The organism is Acinetobacter sp. AND/436 (genome assembly GCF_049546925.1).
Lineage (GTDB): Bacteria > Pseudomonadota > Gammaproteobacteria > Pseudomonadales > Moraxellaceae > Acinetobacter > Acinetobacter indicus.
This window is the reverse complement of the sequence record NZ_JBMXBO010000009.1, coordinates 1-17560: the sequence shown is the minus strand read 5'-3', so window position 1 is coordinate 17560 and position 17560 is coordinate 1. Positions and strand designations below refer to the sequence as shown.

Below are 17560 nucleotides of genomic sequence, written 5' to 3'. Positions count from 1 at the left end.
CGGATGATGGAAAGCAGGTTTTAAATATCTACCTTCTAAAGAAAATCCCCATGTAGTTTATTACATGGGGATTTTTTATATACTTCTAGAATGCAGATGCCGTTTAGAATTGTGCATTCAAGACATTGGCCGCCACTTTACCCTGCCACAATTCACGTAGGGTCGGTAAATAGAATTTTTCACCCAGCTCGACCAGTTCTGCATCAATTTGCGCATGAACTTCATGCATAAACAGATAGTCCAGCTCTACCGTCGCCAATTGGCTTTGTGATTTTTTATAGTCCTGACGTTTTTGCTGTGCTTGCTTCACCAAACGGTCTGCAAAAGCGCGATCTTTATATTTCGCAATAGCATTTAAACGCAGCTCAATCAGGCCCCAACCACTGAGCAGCAATTTAAACAATTCCAGATCTGCCGTGGTTGATTCCCAGGTCATGTCTTCCAGGTTTTCATTTTCAGGCAGCACCGGCAGCAGCAACTCCATCACACTTGGGAAAATTTTCTTAAAATTTAAAATAAATTTAACAGGATGCTCACCCGGATAATCGGTAAATTGCACCTTTTTCTGAACATCCGTTAAATAGATATCAAGCATTGAAAATTTTCCTAGATAGATTGCTGTTTTACAAAGCTTTATTTCTTAGCTTGTAAAACTGTAATAAAAAACGAATCGCATTTTAGCAATTATGACATCTTATTCAATGTTATTTAAGCCATGTGTCTACATGAGGACGGCTTTAGCTCTAAAATTCTTCAATCTGGAAAGATGACTTTAAACGGTTCGAAGGCTTTTAACTTTTTAAAAACTTTGATTCGGGGCTAGTAGATGGTTCTTTTCTTTATTGGGTTCTTGAGTTTGAATCTTATATTAATCAACATCTAGTTAGTAGTTCAATAAGCACGAACACTCCATATTAAAATGACACACTGTTTGCCTTCAATGCACTCTCATCTATTATGCTGAGATATCTCAGACTTAAAAAATAACGATGCTTTTTCTTATTGCGATCCTATTTTTAGTTTTTATTCTCTATTACTACAGGCTTGATCAGGCCAGCTCGATGAGCAGCGAGTTTGTATTCTACCTTTGCCTTTCATTAATCATCCTCTGCATCGTGAACGCCTGGCGTGTGTTGACTTAAGCATCGAGTAAGCATCAAAAAAACCTTCTCATCTCCCAGCGATCACAACACTGCGTATAGCGTGACCCTCTAGTTATACCTATATTTTTTCCTTTCACAAGCGGTTCATAGTACAGGTATATCATCACGGGATTAAAAAAATTAATGTGAGATGTATCGTGAAATACGGAATTTTAATTGTTCTACTGTTAAGCTGTGTAGTCAGCAGTGGCCTGAGTTTCTGGGTTGGATTCAAGGCAGATGATTCATTATTATTGATCATTGGCGGACTGCTCATTTTTGCATCAATCTTGATTGCCCTTGAAATTAAAAAAGTCAAAAAAGATCCGTTCTAAGCCAAGCCGGCAATTTTTCTATGCTCTATGGATGCGGGTATAGCGCCTATTCACGCTCTTTTAGACAATCCTGACAGCGCCGAATTTCTTCATCATCACCCGTGTATTCGACTTCAGTTGCGCCATGAAAGCTAAACAGACAAAGAAGGAACTGGATCATAATATTCTACTCTTAATAATCTGCCTCCTGTTCTGGAGGACGGCGTTGGGAGAAAATCAGAAGTTAGCCCTGATACAAATTTTATATAAATAGAAATTTTAAAAGTTGTCATAATATGACACTCATAAAAATTAATATTCAATTAAATTATCCTATTTCGATAATCTAAATAAAAAATTACCCACTAAACCCAAAAGTTCTGAATAACGACTTTATGGATATTTTCATCGAAATCCAGATTAGACAGACTTAAGTTTTTGTTCTTCATATTGATATAACAATAACTTGCTGCAAGTCCTACACCAATCAAAGCTAATAGTTTCATTGCTCACCTCACCTATTGGAAGATCTGGATTTAAACTATCATTCAAATTTGTAGCTTTCACATTCAATTTTGATCATTTTTTGTACAGATTGTAATTTCCGGAGCAATGTATAAAGCCATAAAAAAGCCCACCAGTGGGTTGAGCTTTTTAGGTCTTGACCAAGAGAAAGAAGCAATAGGGATGAGCGCTGTTAATACTCTTGATCTAAACCATTGCTACACGTTTCATTCTCTTCTTCATCGAGCAGGTAGTCGATTTCAGTCACCTCATGCAGGCCAAATAAAGTGAATAGAAGATGGAGCATAATTTTTCTCCTCAAAAAAATGCCTCCCTAGAGGAGGAGGCAGTAAAAAAAAAAAGAAACTACAGCGATAGATTCTGCTGAAAATTATATATAAATTTATAATTTATATATTTGCATAATATTACATATTTTATGCCAAAAATTAGCCAACCCAAGCCGTTTTAAATGAATTATTAATAGAAAATTATTATAATTTTAAGATAAGTTTAATAATATTCAAAACTCGGAGGCATCCTCAACCTCGAATCGACTGCCTCGCTGTCATTGTAAAGTGCAATTTAAGAAAAACCACCCAAACCCAATATTCAACGCATAGTTGTTAAACCGGAGTTGAGCTATACTGCAAACCTAATGACAAAGCTGGTTTTGTGAACCTAATCTCTTCTTATAAAAAACATAAATTCACTTTTACCCAAGATAATCTCTTTATGAAAAATATTATCCTTCCACTATTCATATCTTTTACAACACTCAGTTTAACAACTGCCTGTAACAGTCCTTCTAATAATTATATTGAGAACACTTCTGGTTCAAAAGCTAGTCCAGAACTCAGTTCTGAAAGTAAACTCATTATCGAAGAATACAACTCTATAATTTTAGAATTTCAAAATATTGATGATGAAACAGAAACCTTAAAGAAACTTAAATCTATTATTCCCAAGTTGAAGCAAATCAATCTTGAAAAAGAACGTTATCGGCTTTTAATGAATTCGTACCTTAGAATTGGAGATATTGAGAAAGCCTATACATTAACAGAAGAAATTTTGGCTCAAAACAAACAACCTAACATAAAAAACTTTCAATGTATGTTAATGGAAACACTAAATAAGCCTTCTTCTTTAATTAAAGATTGCTACTCAGCTGCTGCATCTCTTTATCAACATGAATTAAATAAATTAGATTCATCTGCCCCGAACTACACACAAATATTATGGGGATTTAACGTAAATATATTTCATGCAGGGCATATTGAATACCGATACCAGCTTAAAAAAATTGTGGATCATCAAAAAAATGAAACAGATCAACAATTTTATAAAACCTTATTTGATTTAGAGACCAATGCCGACCTGCGTCAAGAATTATTATATTCAATTGCTTCTCGCATATAATTCAATAGCTCGCTTCTCCTCAATATTCAGATTAAGCATCTTCAAGAGGCCTAACCTGAATATCTAATGTCTCCATCTCAATACATCAAGCAGTCCACCTACCAATGTATTCAAGGAAAATATTCAGATCATCCCACCCTTAAAGATGCATGGTCACACCCAGCTGAAAAGCGCGGCCCGGTAACGGCGCAATATATTTCAGGGGCGAATTATGTGGACGTGCCTCTTCATCCAGCAGGTTTGATCCATTCATAAACAGGTCAAAACTGGCATTTTTTAAAGTTACTTTTTTACGAATATCCAGATCCATCAGGTTATATGCCGGCAGTGGCACTTCCTCTGACACATTTTTCCCCAAATATCGCGGTTGATCATAATAAATACTTGCCAGACGCGCTGACCAATCGGCGCGTGTCCATTCAATGTGGGCACCATAACGATTGGTCGGCATATTCGGCAAATACACGCCATCATTACTTAAACGCAAACTTTCCGGATTAGTGGCCTTATTTTTAACCAGATCGGCAAAACCACCGACCTGTACCTCACCAAAATGGTCTAAATCAAAAGTGTAGTTCATATCCACCTCAAAACCATTCACTTTAGTATCGGTTTGCTTCCAGTACTTCAGCGGTAAACGGTTTCTCATGGATGAACCGGAATGCGACAAATAAAAATAATCTTCAAAATCCATTTGATATAAAGCTGCAGCGATATTCGCAGCATCCCAGTTCACATGCGTGATTAATTCCAGCCCCTGCATTTTTTCTTTGTTCAATGCCTGATTGCCTTCCTCCTGCGTCATAACCGAATAATGCGGATTGCTGGCATACAGTTCATTAATTTCAGGAGCCCGTTCTGACTTGGAATATTGCAGTCTAAAGTCCAGATAATCGGTCGCTTTAAAATTCGAACCGACATAAAAACTATTTAGAGCAAAAGATTTATTTTGTAGGGTGCTATTGGCCGCATTACGCGCCAGTTTAAAACTCTGATCCTGAATCTCATGCTGAACGTTCTCATGGCGATAACCGGCATCCACTGAAAACCGCTCCCAATCCAATTTTTCCTGGATAAATACCGCCTGAGTCGTGGTTTTGACATTAGGAAGATAGCGCTGTGTTCCTGAACCGTTAACATCACGCACATTCAAAGCAGTGCCAATTTCGCCACTCAAATTTTTATAGGGCATCTGCTTTAGTACCAGTTCGGCAGCATGGCTATTAAATTGATATTCATTGGCTTTGCTTGCACCAATATATTCACCCGAGCGATTGGATAATTTTGATGCCTGAATTTGGAGATGATCAAGTACAGGCAGTGGGTCCCTGAGTAACGCATCAACCGCAAAACGGTTCTGTTTAATCTGCACCGTGACCGGCAAGCTATCATCATAAGCGCTCTGGAAAGATTTATTTTCCATTGAGAAACCCGGCACACCATAATCACTGGTTTTATAATCGGCACTAATTCCAATATAGCCATTGTCTAAAAAGTAAGTACTCCCGATTGCCATATTTTCATTTCTGGCATAGCTATTGCCCAGTTTTTTCTGATAATTGGGCGTAACATCCTGATTGGTTCGGCTTTCCACATATTTTGGCGTATTGGGCACATAATCCGGGTTGGGATCATTGATAAATTCCCGGTAGGCGCCATTCACATAGCGGGTTAAAACCGCTTGATCAGTATATTTGGCCGACTCCAAGCCATCATAATAATCATAAAAATGCTGAGGATTCTGCGCGATATCTTCTAAAACATGCTTATTTAAATATTGATGATGTGCCTTATTAAAGACCTGTTCAATTCTGGCATCGCGCTGGCAAGCGCTTGCCAAAGCAGAATCAATCCCGCCTCGCTCCGAGAAAATCGCTGTATCACAGACGGTTGCTTTGCTCTTTCCGGGAATTTTATAAGATGAAATCTGTTGGGTCGAAAACTGGATATTGGTGCTCAGATTTTCCTGATTATTGACATTAATGCGAATACCATGCCCACTAAAATCGTTAAAGCCCTTTTTATATACCACATCGACATTGGCACTTTTCTCTTCCAGCGTTTTTGAGATGATTCCCGAATCGATATCCACATAACCACCAATCGCCTGTCCGCCATAACGCACAGTATTGGTCCCTTTATGTACGGTCACGCTTTTAGTAAATAGTGGATCAAATGGAATATTAATATCACCGCTGATAGCATTCATTCCATTGATCGCCTGACCATTCTCCAGAATCCCGACCCGATGACCGCTCAAACTGCGTATCACTGGTACCCCCGAATTGGGACCGAATGCGCTACTTTGCACGCCAGACATATGTTTAACAGCATCGCCCAAGGTATTGGCTGTTTCAATGCGTTCTTTAGGCGCAATGTTCAGGTTCTTGTCAGTATCATCCCCCTGAAAAATAAGTGGTTCCAGAATTGTAATCGGCTCTTCAGCCTGTGCCTGTTGCATCGCCAATAAAATTAAAGTCATGAGTGTGCTGTATTTCATGCGAGCCCCCTTTTAAAAAGTGTTATGTTATAACATAACTTTATGTCTATTTAAAAAATTATTCTGGTTTTTCTGGCAGATCGAGAAAATGCAGCAACTCAATTGAGAGGAAGAAAAATGGGGGAATTGAAATATTTTGAATTCTTAGATTCTTAAAAAAAGAAAAAACCATCTAACACGAAGTTAAATGGTTTTTAGAACCCGCTCAACAGCCAAAGCTCATTAGAGCTTTTTCCAGGTCATGGCACTGGTTGTATTGCTCTGTTGCGCTTTACCAAATACTTTCATCTGGTCTTTAGCATCATTCAATTGCGCTTCAATGGTATAGGTCCGGCCATCCTGGGTATTCAGCCATTGACCTTGCTTAAACTGCTTATGGTTGCCGGTCATGCCTTTCAGCACTTCCATACCAAAAATCGGCTGGTTCTTTAAAGCCCCTTCACATTTGCCACAAACGTCCGGATTCACCGCTCCCGCTGTCGGATAATTTTTGCTCACCACGGCGCTATACTGCTGTGTTTTGGAGTTTTTACGAATCACGATTTCCGACACATAATACCCGGTTCGATCATCAATCACTTTCCATGTCCCGATTAAAGGATCAAACGGCATTGCCACTACAGTTTTGGTTAAACCCGCCAATAGAGCCGCAGCCCCCAATAATTTAAAATTCATAAGCAAAAAGAGTTTCAAAAGAGTCAATAAAGAAATGAGATACGCTTCCCAGCGGCCTGCATTATATTCATTTTCCTAAACTAAATCATAATAATTTCATAAATTTTAAATATCTATGTGGTATTTAGAGCCAAGTTTTGCTAGATACTTCACATTTCTTTTCCAGAATTTTACCACTTCTTTTTATTGTCACATTCAGGGCTTATGATGCAGTCAAGGTCATTAAAAACGAGAAGATGGCCTGTAATAACTAAGTAGCGCAAACTAACCCAGCATATAGCAATCCATATGTTGGGTTTTCTTTTATAGGTACTTTGCACTTTCATGCACAGGTTCTGATGGAGAAATAGTTGTGATGAAGCAAAATTTTTTAGCCCACCGGGATGGCTGCTCATATTCCATCCCGGTAGATGCAACACTTATTTCGCATTCGGTGAAACCATATTTTCTGGTCGTACCACGTCATCAAACTGTTCAGCAGTGACCAGATTCAGCTCCACCGCCACCTGTTTTAAGGTTTTCCCTTCTTTATAGGCCGTTTTCGCGACTTTGGCGGCATTTTCATAACCAATTACCGGATTCAGTGCCGTCACCAACATCAACGAGTTATGCAGGAAATGATCAATCTTGTCACGGTTCGGCTCAATTCCGACAGCGCAGTGATCGTTAAAGCTGTTGCAGGCATCTCCCAATAACTGAATCGACTGTAACAGGTTATAGGCAATCACTGGCATAAATACGTTTAGCTCGAAATTACCCGAAGCCCCAGCCACATTAATTGTCGTATCATTGCCCAGCACTTGCGCCACCACCATGGTCATCGCTTCACTCTGGGTCGGATTGACTTTACCTGGCATAATGCTTGAACCCGGTTCATTTTCCGGAATACGGATTTCACCAAAACCACAGCGCGGCCCACTGGCCAGCCAGCGTATATCATTGGCAATTTTATTTAAGCTCACAGCCAGAGTTTTTAAGGCACCGGAAGCAAATACCGCAGCATCACGTCCAGCCAAAGCTTCAAACTTGTTCGGCGCAGTAACGAAAGCCAAACCGGTCAGGCTGGCCAGTTGCTGTGCGGCTTTTTCAGCATAGTCCGGATGGGCATTTAAACCGGTTCCTACGGCGGTGCCACCCAACGGCAGTTCATATAAACCGTCCAGGGCCTGATGCAAACGTTTCAAACCATGATCGAGCTGCGAGACATAGCCGCTAAATTCCTGCCCTAGGGTTAAAGGCGTTGCGTCCTGTAAATGGGTACGGCCAATTTTCACAATATCGGCAAAGGCATCGCTTTTGGCCTGCAAGGTATCTCTTAAACGGGTCACTGCCGGAATTAAGAGTTCATTGATCTGTAAACTGGCAGCCACATGAATCGCGGTCGGGAAAGAATCGTTGGTTGATTGGGCACGGTTCACATGGTCATTCGGATGGACTGGCTTTTGTGCACCCAGCGGATTGCCGAGTTTCTGGTTAGCAATATTGGCAATCACTTCATTACAGTTCATATTGCTTTGCGTGCCCGAACCAGTCTGCCATACCACCAGCGGAAACTGGCTATCCCATTTGCCTTCAATCACTTCTTCAGCTGCATCAACAATATAGTGCGACAGTTCTTGAGGAATCTGGTTCAGTTCTGCATTGGTCATGGCCGCGGCTTTTTTCACTAAGCCCATGGCGCGAATCATGGGACGAGGTAAACGTTCCTGCCCGATTTTAAAATTCTGTAAGCTGCGCTGAGTCTGTGCACCCCACATGGCCTCACTCGGGACTTCAACTTCGCCCATGGTGTCGTGTTCGATACGTGTTTGCATACTCAACCTCTATCTATTCTTGCTGTTCTCAATGCTGTTATAACGCTGCCCTGAGGCAGCAGCTATGGCGAATATAGTCATCTTAGGTCAGGCGGATAAAATTATAAATGATAATTATTATCATATTTAGATATATCATTGCCCGCGTAAGGTATGCTGATAAAAGCGCCATTCATCTTCTAGCATCTGCTGAATCGAGCGTTTCGGTTGCCAGCCTAGTACCTCTTTGGCTTTACTAATATCGGCCGCGACCTGATCCAGTTCAGCATAGGGATATACATCAGCATCGACCGTTTTAATTTCGGTACCGGTGACGCTCGAAATTTCATTTAACAGCTGCTGGATGGAAATCGCCTCGCCGGCAATATTAAAGGCTTCACAAACATGCTGTTGCTGGAATAGCCATTGCAGGGTTAAAGACACCGCTTCACAACAATCCAGTACATGCAGGAAACTACGTTCAACAGTCTTGTCTTCAGTTTGGGCCTGTTTACGCAGCTCGATAAATTCGCGTTGCCGCGCCCCGACCTGCATCGCCAGGGGTACAATATTTTTTGGCAGTGGCGGTACCATTTCACCCAGTACCCCATGTTCAAAGGCACCGGCAATATTGCCCAAACGCAATAAGGCAATTTTCCATTCATTGTCAGTTTTAAAGGTGTCCTGAATAATTTCCTCAGCCATCTGCTGAGATTTGATATACGGATTCGGATAAGCATACTGAAATGGCAGATCTTCTTTCAGTTGCAGGCTGGATTGGCCATACACGGTTAAGCTAGATAAATGTGCCAGCACACGTACCCCGGTACGCTGCATGGCACGCAGCAAACTCATGATACAGCTGACATTATCATTATAATATTCAAGCGGTTTCAGGACCGATTCTTCCAGCGATTTAAAGCTGGCCGTATGCACCACTGCATCAACTGAATACTGTTCAAAGACTTTATTTAAGGCCGGGGTGTTACGAATATCAATTTTGGCAAAAGGCACATACATGCCCGAAATATATTCAAGTCGTTCTAAGGTTTGTAAATTGGCATTGGATAAATTGTCGACAATAATGACTTCTTGCCCTTGAGCCATCAGACTTAATGCAATATGCGAGCCTATAAAGCCTAAACCACCAGTCACTAAAATCATTGTATACTACCTTTTTCTTATGAAGTCTGAATGCCCCCTGTGTTGCGGGAACATTTCATTAGTGAATTTTGATGAGTACCTTATTACTAATTACCTCCGCGCCAACCTCAATTCATGCCTGGCATGCGTTGGGTCTGGCTCAAGCCTTGCAGAGCAAGAATGAAGATTTCCGGGTGTTCTTCTATCAGGACGCTGTTATGGTCGCTAACGATTTACAATGGCTACCCGATGATCAGCGACAGTTAAAATCGGAATGGCAAAAACTGTCGATTCGTTTGCCGGTTTGTGTCAGTGCGGCACTGTTACGCGGGATTACCGATCAGGACAATGCCAAACGTCATCAACTTCATCAACACAATTTAGCCGCGGGCTTTGAATTGGTTGGTCTGGGCGAACTTGCCGATGCAGTGCAATCTGCAGATCGCCTTCTTCAATTCTAAGTGGTTCTATTTGAGAATTTGTTGCATTTAAAAGGTAAATTGTGTGAAAACTGTACTCGTCATTTTAAGCCAGGCCAATTTAAGCAGCCAGCAGGTACATGAAAGCCTGTCTGCGACTATGGTACTGGCCACTTTTGGCTGTGAAGTCAAAGTGTTATTACAGGATGCTGCCCTAAGTCTGCTCAAAAGCGATTTGGCTTTTGACCAGCTCAAACACGCCTTCAAGCTGGCCTCGAATATGGTCGAAAGTTTTGAGTTTTATGATTTAAGCCCGATTCTGGTAGAACACCAGCATCAACATTCAGCTTATGTCAGCCAGTCGCAGCAGGAAATCGAGTTTATTGAACTGAATGCGGACTTTATCCAGCGTTTTGACCACGTGCTGTACTGGTAAGCCGGAAGGAATCTGTTATGTCACAAAATACTTTATATTTGCTGCAATCCGGCTTCCATACTACCCCGGCCATGCTGGACAAAGTTTCACGTCTGTATAGTGAAGGCGATGCAGTGGTGCTGATGGGTGATGCAGTATTGGCCATTGATCACCCATTTTGTCAGCAATGCGGCACCCTGTTTGCACTGGAGCATGATCTAGAGCTGCTGGTCCAGCCATTGCCTGCCCATCTGCACAGTTTAAACTATGCTACCTTTGCCGAGCTGTGTCTGGCTTATAGCCGTTGTATCTCTTTAAAATAAACAAGCTTTGAGTGTGTTATGAATCTTGAACTGGACCAAGATGGTCATTTGGTCGATTACACCATCTGGAATGAAACTGTAGCGCAAGAGCTGGCCAAAAGCCTGGAGCTGGAACTGGAAGATTGGCATTTTGAAATTTTGCAGGCTGTGCGCCAGTTTTATCAGCAGTTTGGTCATTCTCCGGCGACTCGCCCGTTAATCAAGTTTCTGATGAAAACGGTCAGCCCTGAGATTAATAATGCCCTCTTGCAAGAGCGTTTTAACACCGGACTGGTGGCGCGGCATTTAAGCCGTCTGGCCGGTATTCCCAAACCGGCGAATTGCCTGTAATTGGAGGAAGATTCATCTGTTCAGAGGTTTAGCGCTATAGATGAATCTGATTTCACACGATAATCCTTTAATTCTTACTTTAGAAATGAATCTCATCAGGATGCGTTTCAATAATTCTTAACCAGGCCCGGGTGGCCGGACTCATAGCGACTGTCGTATTCCAGGCCATTCGCAAGGTCCAATTCAGCTCAGGCTGGCACAAACGGCTGATCTGATAACGCTCGGCAGGCAACTGCTCACAATAAACCTGAGGCAACAGCGCAATCCCCACGCCGGAATCCACCATTTTGGCAATAAAATCCCACTGGCTGCTTTTACAGACAATCTTCGGTTCAAAACCCAGCTGTTGTGCGGCCTGTAGAATCATCTGGTTTAAAGTAAAGCTGTCGGCAAACAGTAAAAAAGACTCATCTTTCAGTTCCAGCAACGATACCGTTTCACGTCCCTGCCATGCAGAATTCCGGGCAGATAACAAACACAGTGGCGAATCCATAATTGGAATTCCGCCCAATACCGGTTTTAAATGGCCGAGTACAATCCCGACATCAATCTGTTTATCCAGAATAGCAGCTTCAATCCCGCTGGCGCCTACCTCTAAAAAGCTCAGTTCAATAGCCGGATACTGCTGATGAAACTTGGCAATTAACCGGCTTAATAGCACCGAACCCAAGGGCGGCAAACCCAGCGTCAATTTACCACGTTCTAGCGCATGAACTTCCGCCACCGAATCATAAATCGCCTGCTCCAGTTGCAGCATTTGTAGCGCATGCTGATAAATCTGCTCGCCCAGGTAAGTCAATTGCACTTCACGTTTACGCCCAGCTTCACCTTTATGAAACAGCGCAGTGCCCAACTCATCTTCCAGCCCCCGAATGGCCTTGCTAATTGTGGGCTGGGTCAGGCACAAAGCATCTGCTGTGCGGGTAAAACTTTGCAATTGCACCAGCTTGACCAGTATTTTCAGGCTTTTTAAATCCACCATCATTCCCAATAGGCATAATTATTTTTTCATTATTCATAATCATCCAGACAGGTCAAATCTAAAATACAGTCGTGTTTAACCTTTAGGGCAATTCAGCGATGTGGTCTCTTTCCCGTGTTGCCGTCCTCAGCATACAAATTGCGCTGCTGATCCTGATCTGGTGGCTCGGTGCGCTGATCCAACAGATATTCCAGCTGCCGGTTTCAGCGGGTGTGATTGGCCTGATTCTATTATTACTGGCATTGTTAAGTGGCGTATTTCAACTGCAATGGATCAAGCAAGGCGCCGATTTTATGCTGGCCGAGCTGATGCTGCTGTTTATTCCCTGTGTGGTCGGCATTATCAATGATCTGGATTTACTGCTGAGCCAAGGCTGGCAACTGCTGCTCTCGATTACGCTCGGCACCTGTGCGGTAATGGTCGCCACAGCCTATAGCGTGTGCTGGGGTTTTAAACTGGAACAGCGGCTCAGGAAAAATACCAACAATACCGCATATGTGTCAGGAGATTAAGATGAACCTGATCGCAAGCCTGTGCTTCATCTTCACCCTGCTGGGTTATATCGTGGCCAAACAACTGTATCGTCGTTATCCGGTGCTGCTGTTTTTACCCTCCATTCTGGTTCCGGCTGGATTAATCTGCGTGCTGCTCTATTTCGGGATTTCCTATAACAGCTATATGCAGTACAGCCACTGGATTGTCTGGATGCTCGGGCCAGCCACGGTGGCTTTTGCCATTCCGATTTATGAATATCGTGCGCTGATTCAGCGCCATCTGCTGGCCATCAGCATGGGTATTGTGATCGGTATGTGTGTCGGCATTATCAGTGCTTTTTATCTGGCGCAGCTGTTTCAGCTAAATCAGGAAACCACATATAGCCTGATGGCGCGCTCTATCTCTACACCCTTTGCGATGGAGTTAAGTACACAGGTTGGCGGCTCGGTTGAACTGGTAATCCTGTTCACCATGATGACCGGCTTTGCCGGCGGTTTTATGGCAGATGCCGTCTTACTCGCACTCAAACTGAATTCACATTTTGCTCAAGGTGCAGCCTTAGGTAATGCCGCGCATGGTTTTGGTACTTCTAAAGCCTTTATGCGCCATCGTGAAGAAGGTGTGGCCGCCTGCTTAAGTATGGTACTGGCTGGCATATTTATGGTGATTTTTGGACCTGCCCTGATTCATGGCGTGGTCCGGTTTTTATAACTGAATCCGCTGCTAAAATAAAATCAGTGCAGATTAAGACTCATCCACCACATCGGCAAACTGGGCATTTAACACCCGGGCCAGATCATCCGGCTTTAAACCAATGTCCAGTCCACGTTTGCCACCGCTAACATAGATTTTGTCCAGACTTTGCGCGCTCTGGTCAATCACAGTTTTTAAACGTTTCTTCTGCCCAATCGGGCTAATTCCGCCAACCAGATAACCGGTTAAACGTTCAGCATCTTTAGGCTCTGCCATATGCAGTTTTTTACAGCCCACCGCGGTAGCAACTTTCTTTAAATTTAACTGCACATGCACCGGTAAAATCGCCACATAATACTGTTTATCATCAGTTACCAATAAGGTTTTAAATACTTCGGCCAGGGCTAAACCCAGCTTTTCCGCTGCTTCCAGCCCAAAACTTTTGGCGTTCGGATCATGCTCATATTCATGAATACTATAGTCAATTTTATTGGATTTTAAAATTTTACAGGCCGGTGTCATTTTAGTTGCCCAGTGATAAACATCCTCGCAGTATAAAAGCTTCTGCTGCAGAAGTTAATCACTGTATAGCTTAGGCTATTGAGTGGCAGCATGATATTTCCGCTTTTCCACATCATCCAGCATACTCTCGGTTTCCTGCAAGACATTGGCCAAACGCTGGGTATGCGCAATCAAACGGTCCAGCCAGCGCTGTGCGGCCAGTAATTCCAGACTGCGCGCGGCACTCAGATGTTGCACCGTGGCATATTCAATCACTTTTTCACGCGCTTCGGCACGCTGCTCTTCCACCCATTGTTTCAGGTTTAACAGCTCACGATTTAAAGATGCCACTTCGGTCAGGCGGTTAAACTCATCGACATACTGAAAGTGATTGTCCAGCACATGAATATAATCCAGCCCCATCTGATAAATAGTTGGCTGGGTACGGATATGCTCGGCATGTTCTACTGCTTCCAGATCACTGCGCAGCACACGTAAATACACCATCAGGCGCAGCATCGCCATTAAACGCTGCTGATCCAGCTCATTTTCACTAACCGATAAATCTTCCAGATACTGCTGCACCCGTTTTAAGATTTCATCCAGTTGCTGTAATTCGCTATTGGAGGGCAAACGACCTTCCTGAATCGCGCGTTTCAGCAAAATCAGGATATGCCCAATCGACCAATAAATCACTTTAGAAGCGGCATTAATCGCTAAAGCCGGCACCGAAAAACTGGCCTGATCCAGATAACATAAAATTGAAGGGGTGCGGTCTGGAATTAAACCGACAATCAACTGTTCAAACTGTTTTAAAAAGGGCAATAAAAATAAGGTTCCCAGCACACTAAAGGCGGTATGAAACGCAGCGACAATAATCACATCATCCCAAGTGCCGACCTGTGAATGTTCCGCCAGCCACAAAAAAGCCGGTTTCAACAAGATAAAAGCCAACACGGCCGAAATCACGTTAAACACCACATGCACGGCTGCGGTGCGTTTGGCATTGGCAGTCGAGCCCATGGCTGCCAGAATCGCGGTCGCCACCGTACCAATATTTTGTCCAATCACCAGACCTAAGGCTTGGGACAAATCAATCGCACCACTGGCTAAAGCGGCCAAGGTCGCAGTAATGGCTGCACTGGAAGATTGCAGCAGCACGGTCATCACCAGCCCGACCAGCACTAAAATCAACTGTGTGGTGAAAGAGTTATTGGAAAAAACCGATAAATCAACCCGCTCGGCAAAACCGGACATTGCCACCTGCAGCAAGTCAATCCCAAAGAAAATCAGGCCAAAACCGGCAATAGTTAAACCGAATAAAGACAGTCGCCCACGGCTGAATAATTTAAAGATCGCCCCCAACCCAATGAGTGGCAAGGCAATATGGGCAATGGAAAATTTAACCCCCAAAAAAGCCACCATCCAACCGGTGCTGGTGGTGCCAACATTGGCGCCAATAATCACACCAATGGCCTGACTAAAAGTCAGAATACCAGCACTCACAAAGCCAATGGTGGCCAATGTGGTTGCCGTTGAGGATTGCACAGCCAAAGTCAGGCCGATGCCAGAAAAAATGGCTTTAATCGGTGAACCTGTAAATTTAGACAGCCATAAACGCAATGACTCCCCAGCCATCTCTTTCAGACTGTCTGTCATTAAGGTCATTCCAATCAGGAACAAACCGATCCCGCCACACAACTGTGCAATCACTTCTAGCATGCAACTACCCAATAAATATTTTTATTTTCAACCATCTAAGTATATAAGAGATTATGCAATGAAAGCCGCTTTATACCCTAAAAGTTGCATAGTGACATCAACATGAACAGCACAATAAATAGAAACATGATCTTCCAATGCACTCTAAAGATATTTCAAACACGTAGTATTGGAGCGAAAACTTAACAAAACAGCGGCGGTTCCAGGCCGCCGTTGGCTTGACGGATATCGCCCAGCTCACTAACATCCTTAAACATATTCGCGAGCACTGGCTAATCTGGTGCAGCATCACTGCTTTTTTCTGATTTTAAAATGAAACTGACCATCCCATTATTATTGAAAACCTCTTTTATTGGCCTCAGTGCCCTTAGCCTGATTGCCTGCTCACCTTTAGGGGGCGGCTCCGTTGCCAAACGTTCCGCTAAACTTTCAGTCGGGATCCAAAAAGCCTATTCGGTTGCACCTGACACCGCTAACCGTGTTGCACCGATGATTGTGCAACATGCAGAACGTTATGAAATTGATCCACTGTTACTGGCCGCGCTGATTCGCCAGGAATCCAGCTACCGCAGTCATGTGGTATCACCGGCTGGTGCGGTGGGCTTAACCCAAGTCATTCCGCGTTATTGGCAGCAAAGCTGTGGCAGTAATTTGTTTGATGAATCTTCCAATATTCAATGCGGCTCTTACATTTTAAATCGCTATAACACGAAAGCCGGCAGCTGGCCTAAAGCCCTAGCTTATTATAATGTTGGCCCTACCGGTTATCATTCCAGCTGGAAGATGAAACGCCAAGGCAAACGTTATGCCAAACAGGTTAAACAGCATCAAAATGATTTAAAAGGCGCACTATAAACCTTTTTATCCTGTGATTTTTTAAAAGCTCCTGATGGGGCTTTTTTACATCATTGCCAAGCAATTACATATTCCCGTCAAAACCAGTACAGTGCCTTGAGCCTCAGTTGTTAACGTAGCAAAAGAATTCACGAAACGAGGATGGGAAAATGCCAAAGAAAGTATTATTCATTACGTCCAATCAGGGTGTGGAGCAAGATGAGCTGATCAAACCCTTTGAATATTTGAAATCTAAAGGCATTGAAGCCATACATGCAGCAGAAGAACAAAAAGAAGTTCAAACGGTCAAGGCTGATAAAGATCCTGGTCTAAGTACCGAACCGGAAACAACGCTAGATAAGGTCAATCCGGAAGATTACGATGCACTGGTCATTCCCGGTGGAACGGTCAATGCCGATACGCTTCGAATTAATCCCGAAGCGCATAAAATCATCCAGCACTTTACCGATCAAGGTAAACTGATTGCCGCAATCTGTCATGGTCCGTGGGTTTTAATTAATGCCGAACGGATTCGCGATAAAAACCTGACGTCTTATAAAACCATCAAGCTGGATCTGGAAAATGCCGGCGCGAAATGGGTCGATGAAGAAGTCCATCGCTGCAATACCGGTGGATGGGTATTGATCAGCTCACGTAATCCGGATGATATTCCTGCATTTAACCAGGCGATTGTGCAAGAATTGGAAGCTGAAACCTAAAGATTTTTAATCATATCTATAAAAGAAACCTCATCTTCGGATGAGGTTTTTTTATCAGAATCAGGAGATTAAGAAAGCCCTTTGAGCTGTTTTAAATAAGCCACCACTTCCTCATTGCCAGCCATTTCAGCAAGCTCCAGTGCCGTATGTGGACTACGATGCTCCATATCCGCCCCTTTGCTCATCAGCAGTTTCACCACGTCCAGATGATCATTTTCTGCCGCCGCCTGCAAGGCACTATAGCCTTCCTCATCACTACCATTGGCATCTGCACCTTGCTGTAAGGCTTGCTGTACCTGCTCCAACTCACCCAGTGACGCCCAATATACAATTTCAGGAAGATGTAGCTCATCATCATCTTCAGGGATCGGAGAGAATGAATTCAGTTTCATAAAGTGCTCTTAGAATCGTAATTTGATCATATTGATCTTAAGATTTTAGCTGAATCTGGGGATATATATGGATTTAAATTGTTAGCTTTAATTTTTAGATAAAAATTGGGTTCTATGCGCTGGCTGATGAGGCATTTATTTAAATAGAAGCAGGAAGGAACAGTAAAAAATCAAAAGCGACCTTAAACAAGATGAGGAAGCCCAGATAAATTTTACCCATAAAAAAATCCCCCTCGCTTTTGCTA

18 protein-coding genes are annotated in these 17560 nt (G+C 43.0%); 9 read left to right on the top strand and 9 right to left on the bottom strand.

Features of this window, described 5'->3' with window-relative positions; translation table 11 throughout:
* Nucleotides 1-103 precede the first annotated feature (103 nt).
* Nucleotides 104-595 (bottom strand): hypothetical protein, encoded by a 492-nt coding sequence (locus ACPEPR_RS08560; RefSeq protein ID WP_104471392.1) that lies wholly within the window; start codon nt 593-595, stop codon nt 104-106.
* Between the two features lie 2100 nt (nt 596-2695).
* Here ACPEPR_RS08560 and ACPEPR_RS08555 point away from each other — a divergent pair.
* Entirely contained in the window at nt 2696-3379 is a 684-nt protein-coding gene (locus ACPEPR_RS08555) for a hypothetical protein (RefSeq protein WP_168381814.1), read from the top strand.
* 139 nt (nt 3380-3518) lie between these two features.
* Here ACPEPR_RS08555 and ACPEPR_RS08550 read toward each other — a convergent pair whose 3' ends face one another.
* From ACPEPR_RS08550 to ACPEPR_RS08535, 4 genes are all read right to left on the bottom strand, one after another.
* Nucleotides 3519-5879, bottom strand: coding sequence for a TonB-dependent receptor (locus tag ACPEPR_RS08550; RefSeq protein ID WP_423562300.1), 2361 nt, complete (start codon nt 5877-5879; stop codon nt 3519-3521).
* A 222-nt stretch (nt 5880-6101) separates the two neighbouring features.
* Nucleotides 6102-6554, bottom strand: coding sequence for a DUF2147 domain-containing protein (locus tag ACPEPR_RS08545; protein WP_168405644.1), 453 nt, complete (start codon nt 6552-6554; stop codon nt 6102-6104).
* A gap of 419 nt (nt 6555-6973) precedes the next feature.
* The gene (gene fumC / locus ACPEPR_RS08540; protein ID WP_016658056.1) at nt 6974-8368 is read right to left on the bottom strand and encodes a class II fumarate hydratase; all 1395 of its coding nucleotides are present in this window, start codon (nt 8366-8368) and stop codon (nt 6974-6976) included.
* A 135-nt stretch (nt 8369-8503) separates the two neighbouring features.
* Complete coding sequence (locus ACPEPR_RS08535) at nt 8504-9511, bottom strand: SDR family NAD(P)-dependent oxidoreductase (RefSeq protein WP_075167041.1); 1008 nt, start codon at nt 9509-9511, stop codon at nt 8504-8506.
* Between the two features lie 71 nt (nt 9512-9582).
* Here ACPEPR_RS08535 and tusD point away from each other — a divergent pair, with 71 nt between their 5' ends.
* From tusD to ACPEPR_RS08515, 4 genes are read left to right on the top strand one after another with little or no spacing between them, the layout of a single operon-like run.
* On the top strand, nt 9583-9951 hold the full coding sequence (tusD, locus tag ACPEPR_RS08530) for a sulfurtransferase complex subunit TusD (RefSeq protein ID WP_005178259.1): 369 nt from the start codon (nt 9583-9585) through the stop codon (nt 9949-9951).
* A 43-nt stretch (nt 9952-9994) separates the two neighbouring features.
* A complete protein-coding gene (locus ACPEPR_RS08525) occupies nt 9995-10345 on the top strand; it encodes a hypothetical protein (protein ID WP_005178260.1) in 351 nt (116 codons plus the stop codon).
* Nucleotides 10346-10362: 17 nt separating this feature from the next.
* Nucleotides 10363-10647 carry a DsrH/TusB family sulfur metabolism protein gene (locus ACPEPR_RS08520; RefSeq protein ID WP_016658053.1) on the top strand — a complete coding sequence of 95 codons (285 nt, stop codon included), beginning with the start codon at nt 10363-10365 and terminating at the stop codon, nt 10645-10647.
* Nucleotides 10648-10665: 18 nt separating this feature from the next.
* Entirely contained in the window at nt 10666-10977 is a 312-nt protein-coding gene (locus ACPEPR_RS08515; protein ID WP_005178263.1) for a TusE/DsrC/DsvC family sulfur relay protein, read from the top strand.
* Between the two features lie 79 nt (nt 10978-11056).
* Here ACPEPR_RS08515 and ACPEPR_RS08510 read toward each other — a convergent pair whose 3' ends face one another.
* Entirely contained in the window at nt 11057-11956 is a 900-nt protein-coding gene (locus tag ACPEPR_RS08510) for a LysR family transcriptional regulator (protein WP_034597704.1), read from the bottom strand.
* Between the two features lie 101 nt (nt 11957-12057).
* Here ACPEPR_RS08510 and ACPEPR_RS08505 point away from each other — a divergent pair, with 101 nt between their 5' ends.
* Nucleotides 12058-12471 carry a CidA/LrgA family protein gene (locus tag ACPEPR_RS08505; protein WP_104471401.1) on the top strand — a complete coding sequence of 138 codons (414 nt, stop codon included), beginning with the start codon at nt 12058-12060 and terminating at the stop codon, nt 12469-12471.
* A gap of 1 nt (nt 12472) precedes the next feature.
* A complete protein-coding gene (locus ACPEPR_RS08500) occupies nt 12473-13165 on the top strand; it encodes an LrgB family protein (RefSeq protein ID WP_168414702.1) in 693 nt (230 codons plus the stop codon).
* 33 nt (nt 13166-13198) lie between these two features.
* On the opposite strand, the gene ybaK is transcribed toward ACPEPR_RS08500, so the two are convergent.
* Both ybaK and ACPEPR_RS08490 read right to left on the bottom strand, forming a co-directional pair.
* The gene (gene ybaK, locus ACPEPR_RS08495; protein WP_016658051.1) at nt 13199-13669 is read right to left on the bottom strand and encodes a Cys-tRNA(Pro) deacylase; all 471 of its coding nucleotides are present in this window, start codon (nt 13667-13669) and stop codon (nt 13199-13201) included.
* 75 nt (nt 13670-13744) lie between these two features.
* Nucleotides 13745-15370 (bottom strand): Na/Pi cotransporter family protein, encoded by a 1626-nt coding sequence (locus tag ACPEPR_RS08490; protein WP_160241262.1) that lies wholly within the window; start codon nt 15368-15370, stop codon nt 13745-13747.
* Nucleotides 15371-15682: 312 nt separating this feature from the next.
* On the opposite strand from ACPEPR_RS08490, the gene ACPEPR_RS08485 reads away from it, so the two are divergent.
* Together ACPEPR_RS08485 and ACPEPR_RS08480 are read left to right on the top strand one after the other, a co-directional pair.
* Nucleotides 15683-16225: a lytic transglycosylase domain-containing protein gene (locus ACPEPR_RS08485; protein WP_005178276.1), complete on the top strand. Its 543-nt coding sequence runs from the start codon at nt 15683-15685 to the stop codon at nt 16223-16225.
* A 149-nt stretch (nt 16226-16374) separates the two neighbouring features.
* Nucleotides 16375-16923: a type 1 glutamine amidotransferase domain-containing protein gene (locus tag ACPEPR_RS08480; protein WP_016658048.1), complete on the top strand. Its 549-nt coding sequence runs from the start codon at nt 16375-16377 to the stop codon at nt 16921-16923.
* Between the two features lie 68 nt (nt 16924-16991).
* On the opposite strand, the gene ACPEPR_RS08475 is transcribed toward ACPEPR_RS08480, so the two are convergent.
* Entirely contained in the window at nt 16992-17315 is a 324-nt protein-coding gene (locus ACPEPR_RS08475) for an ankyrin repeat domain-containing protein (RefSeq protein WP_075166981.1), read from the bottom strand.
* Nucleotides 17316-17560 lie beyond the last annotated feature (245 nt).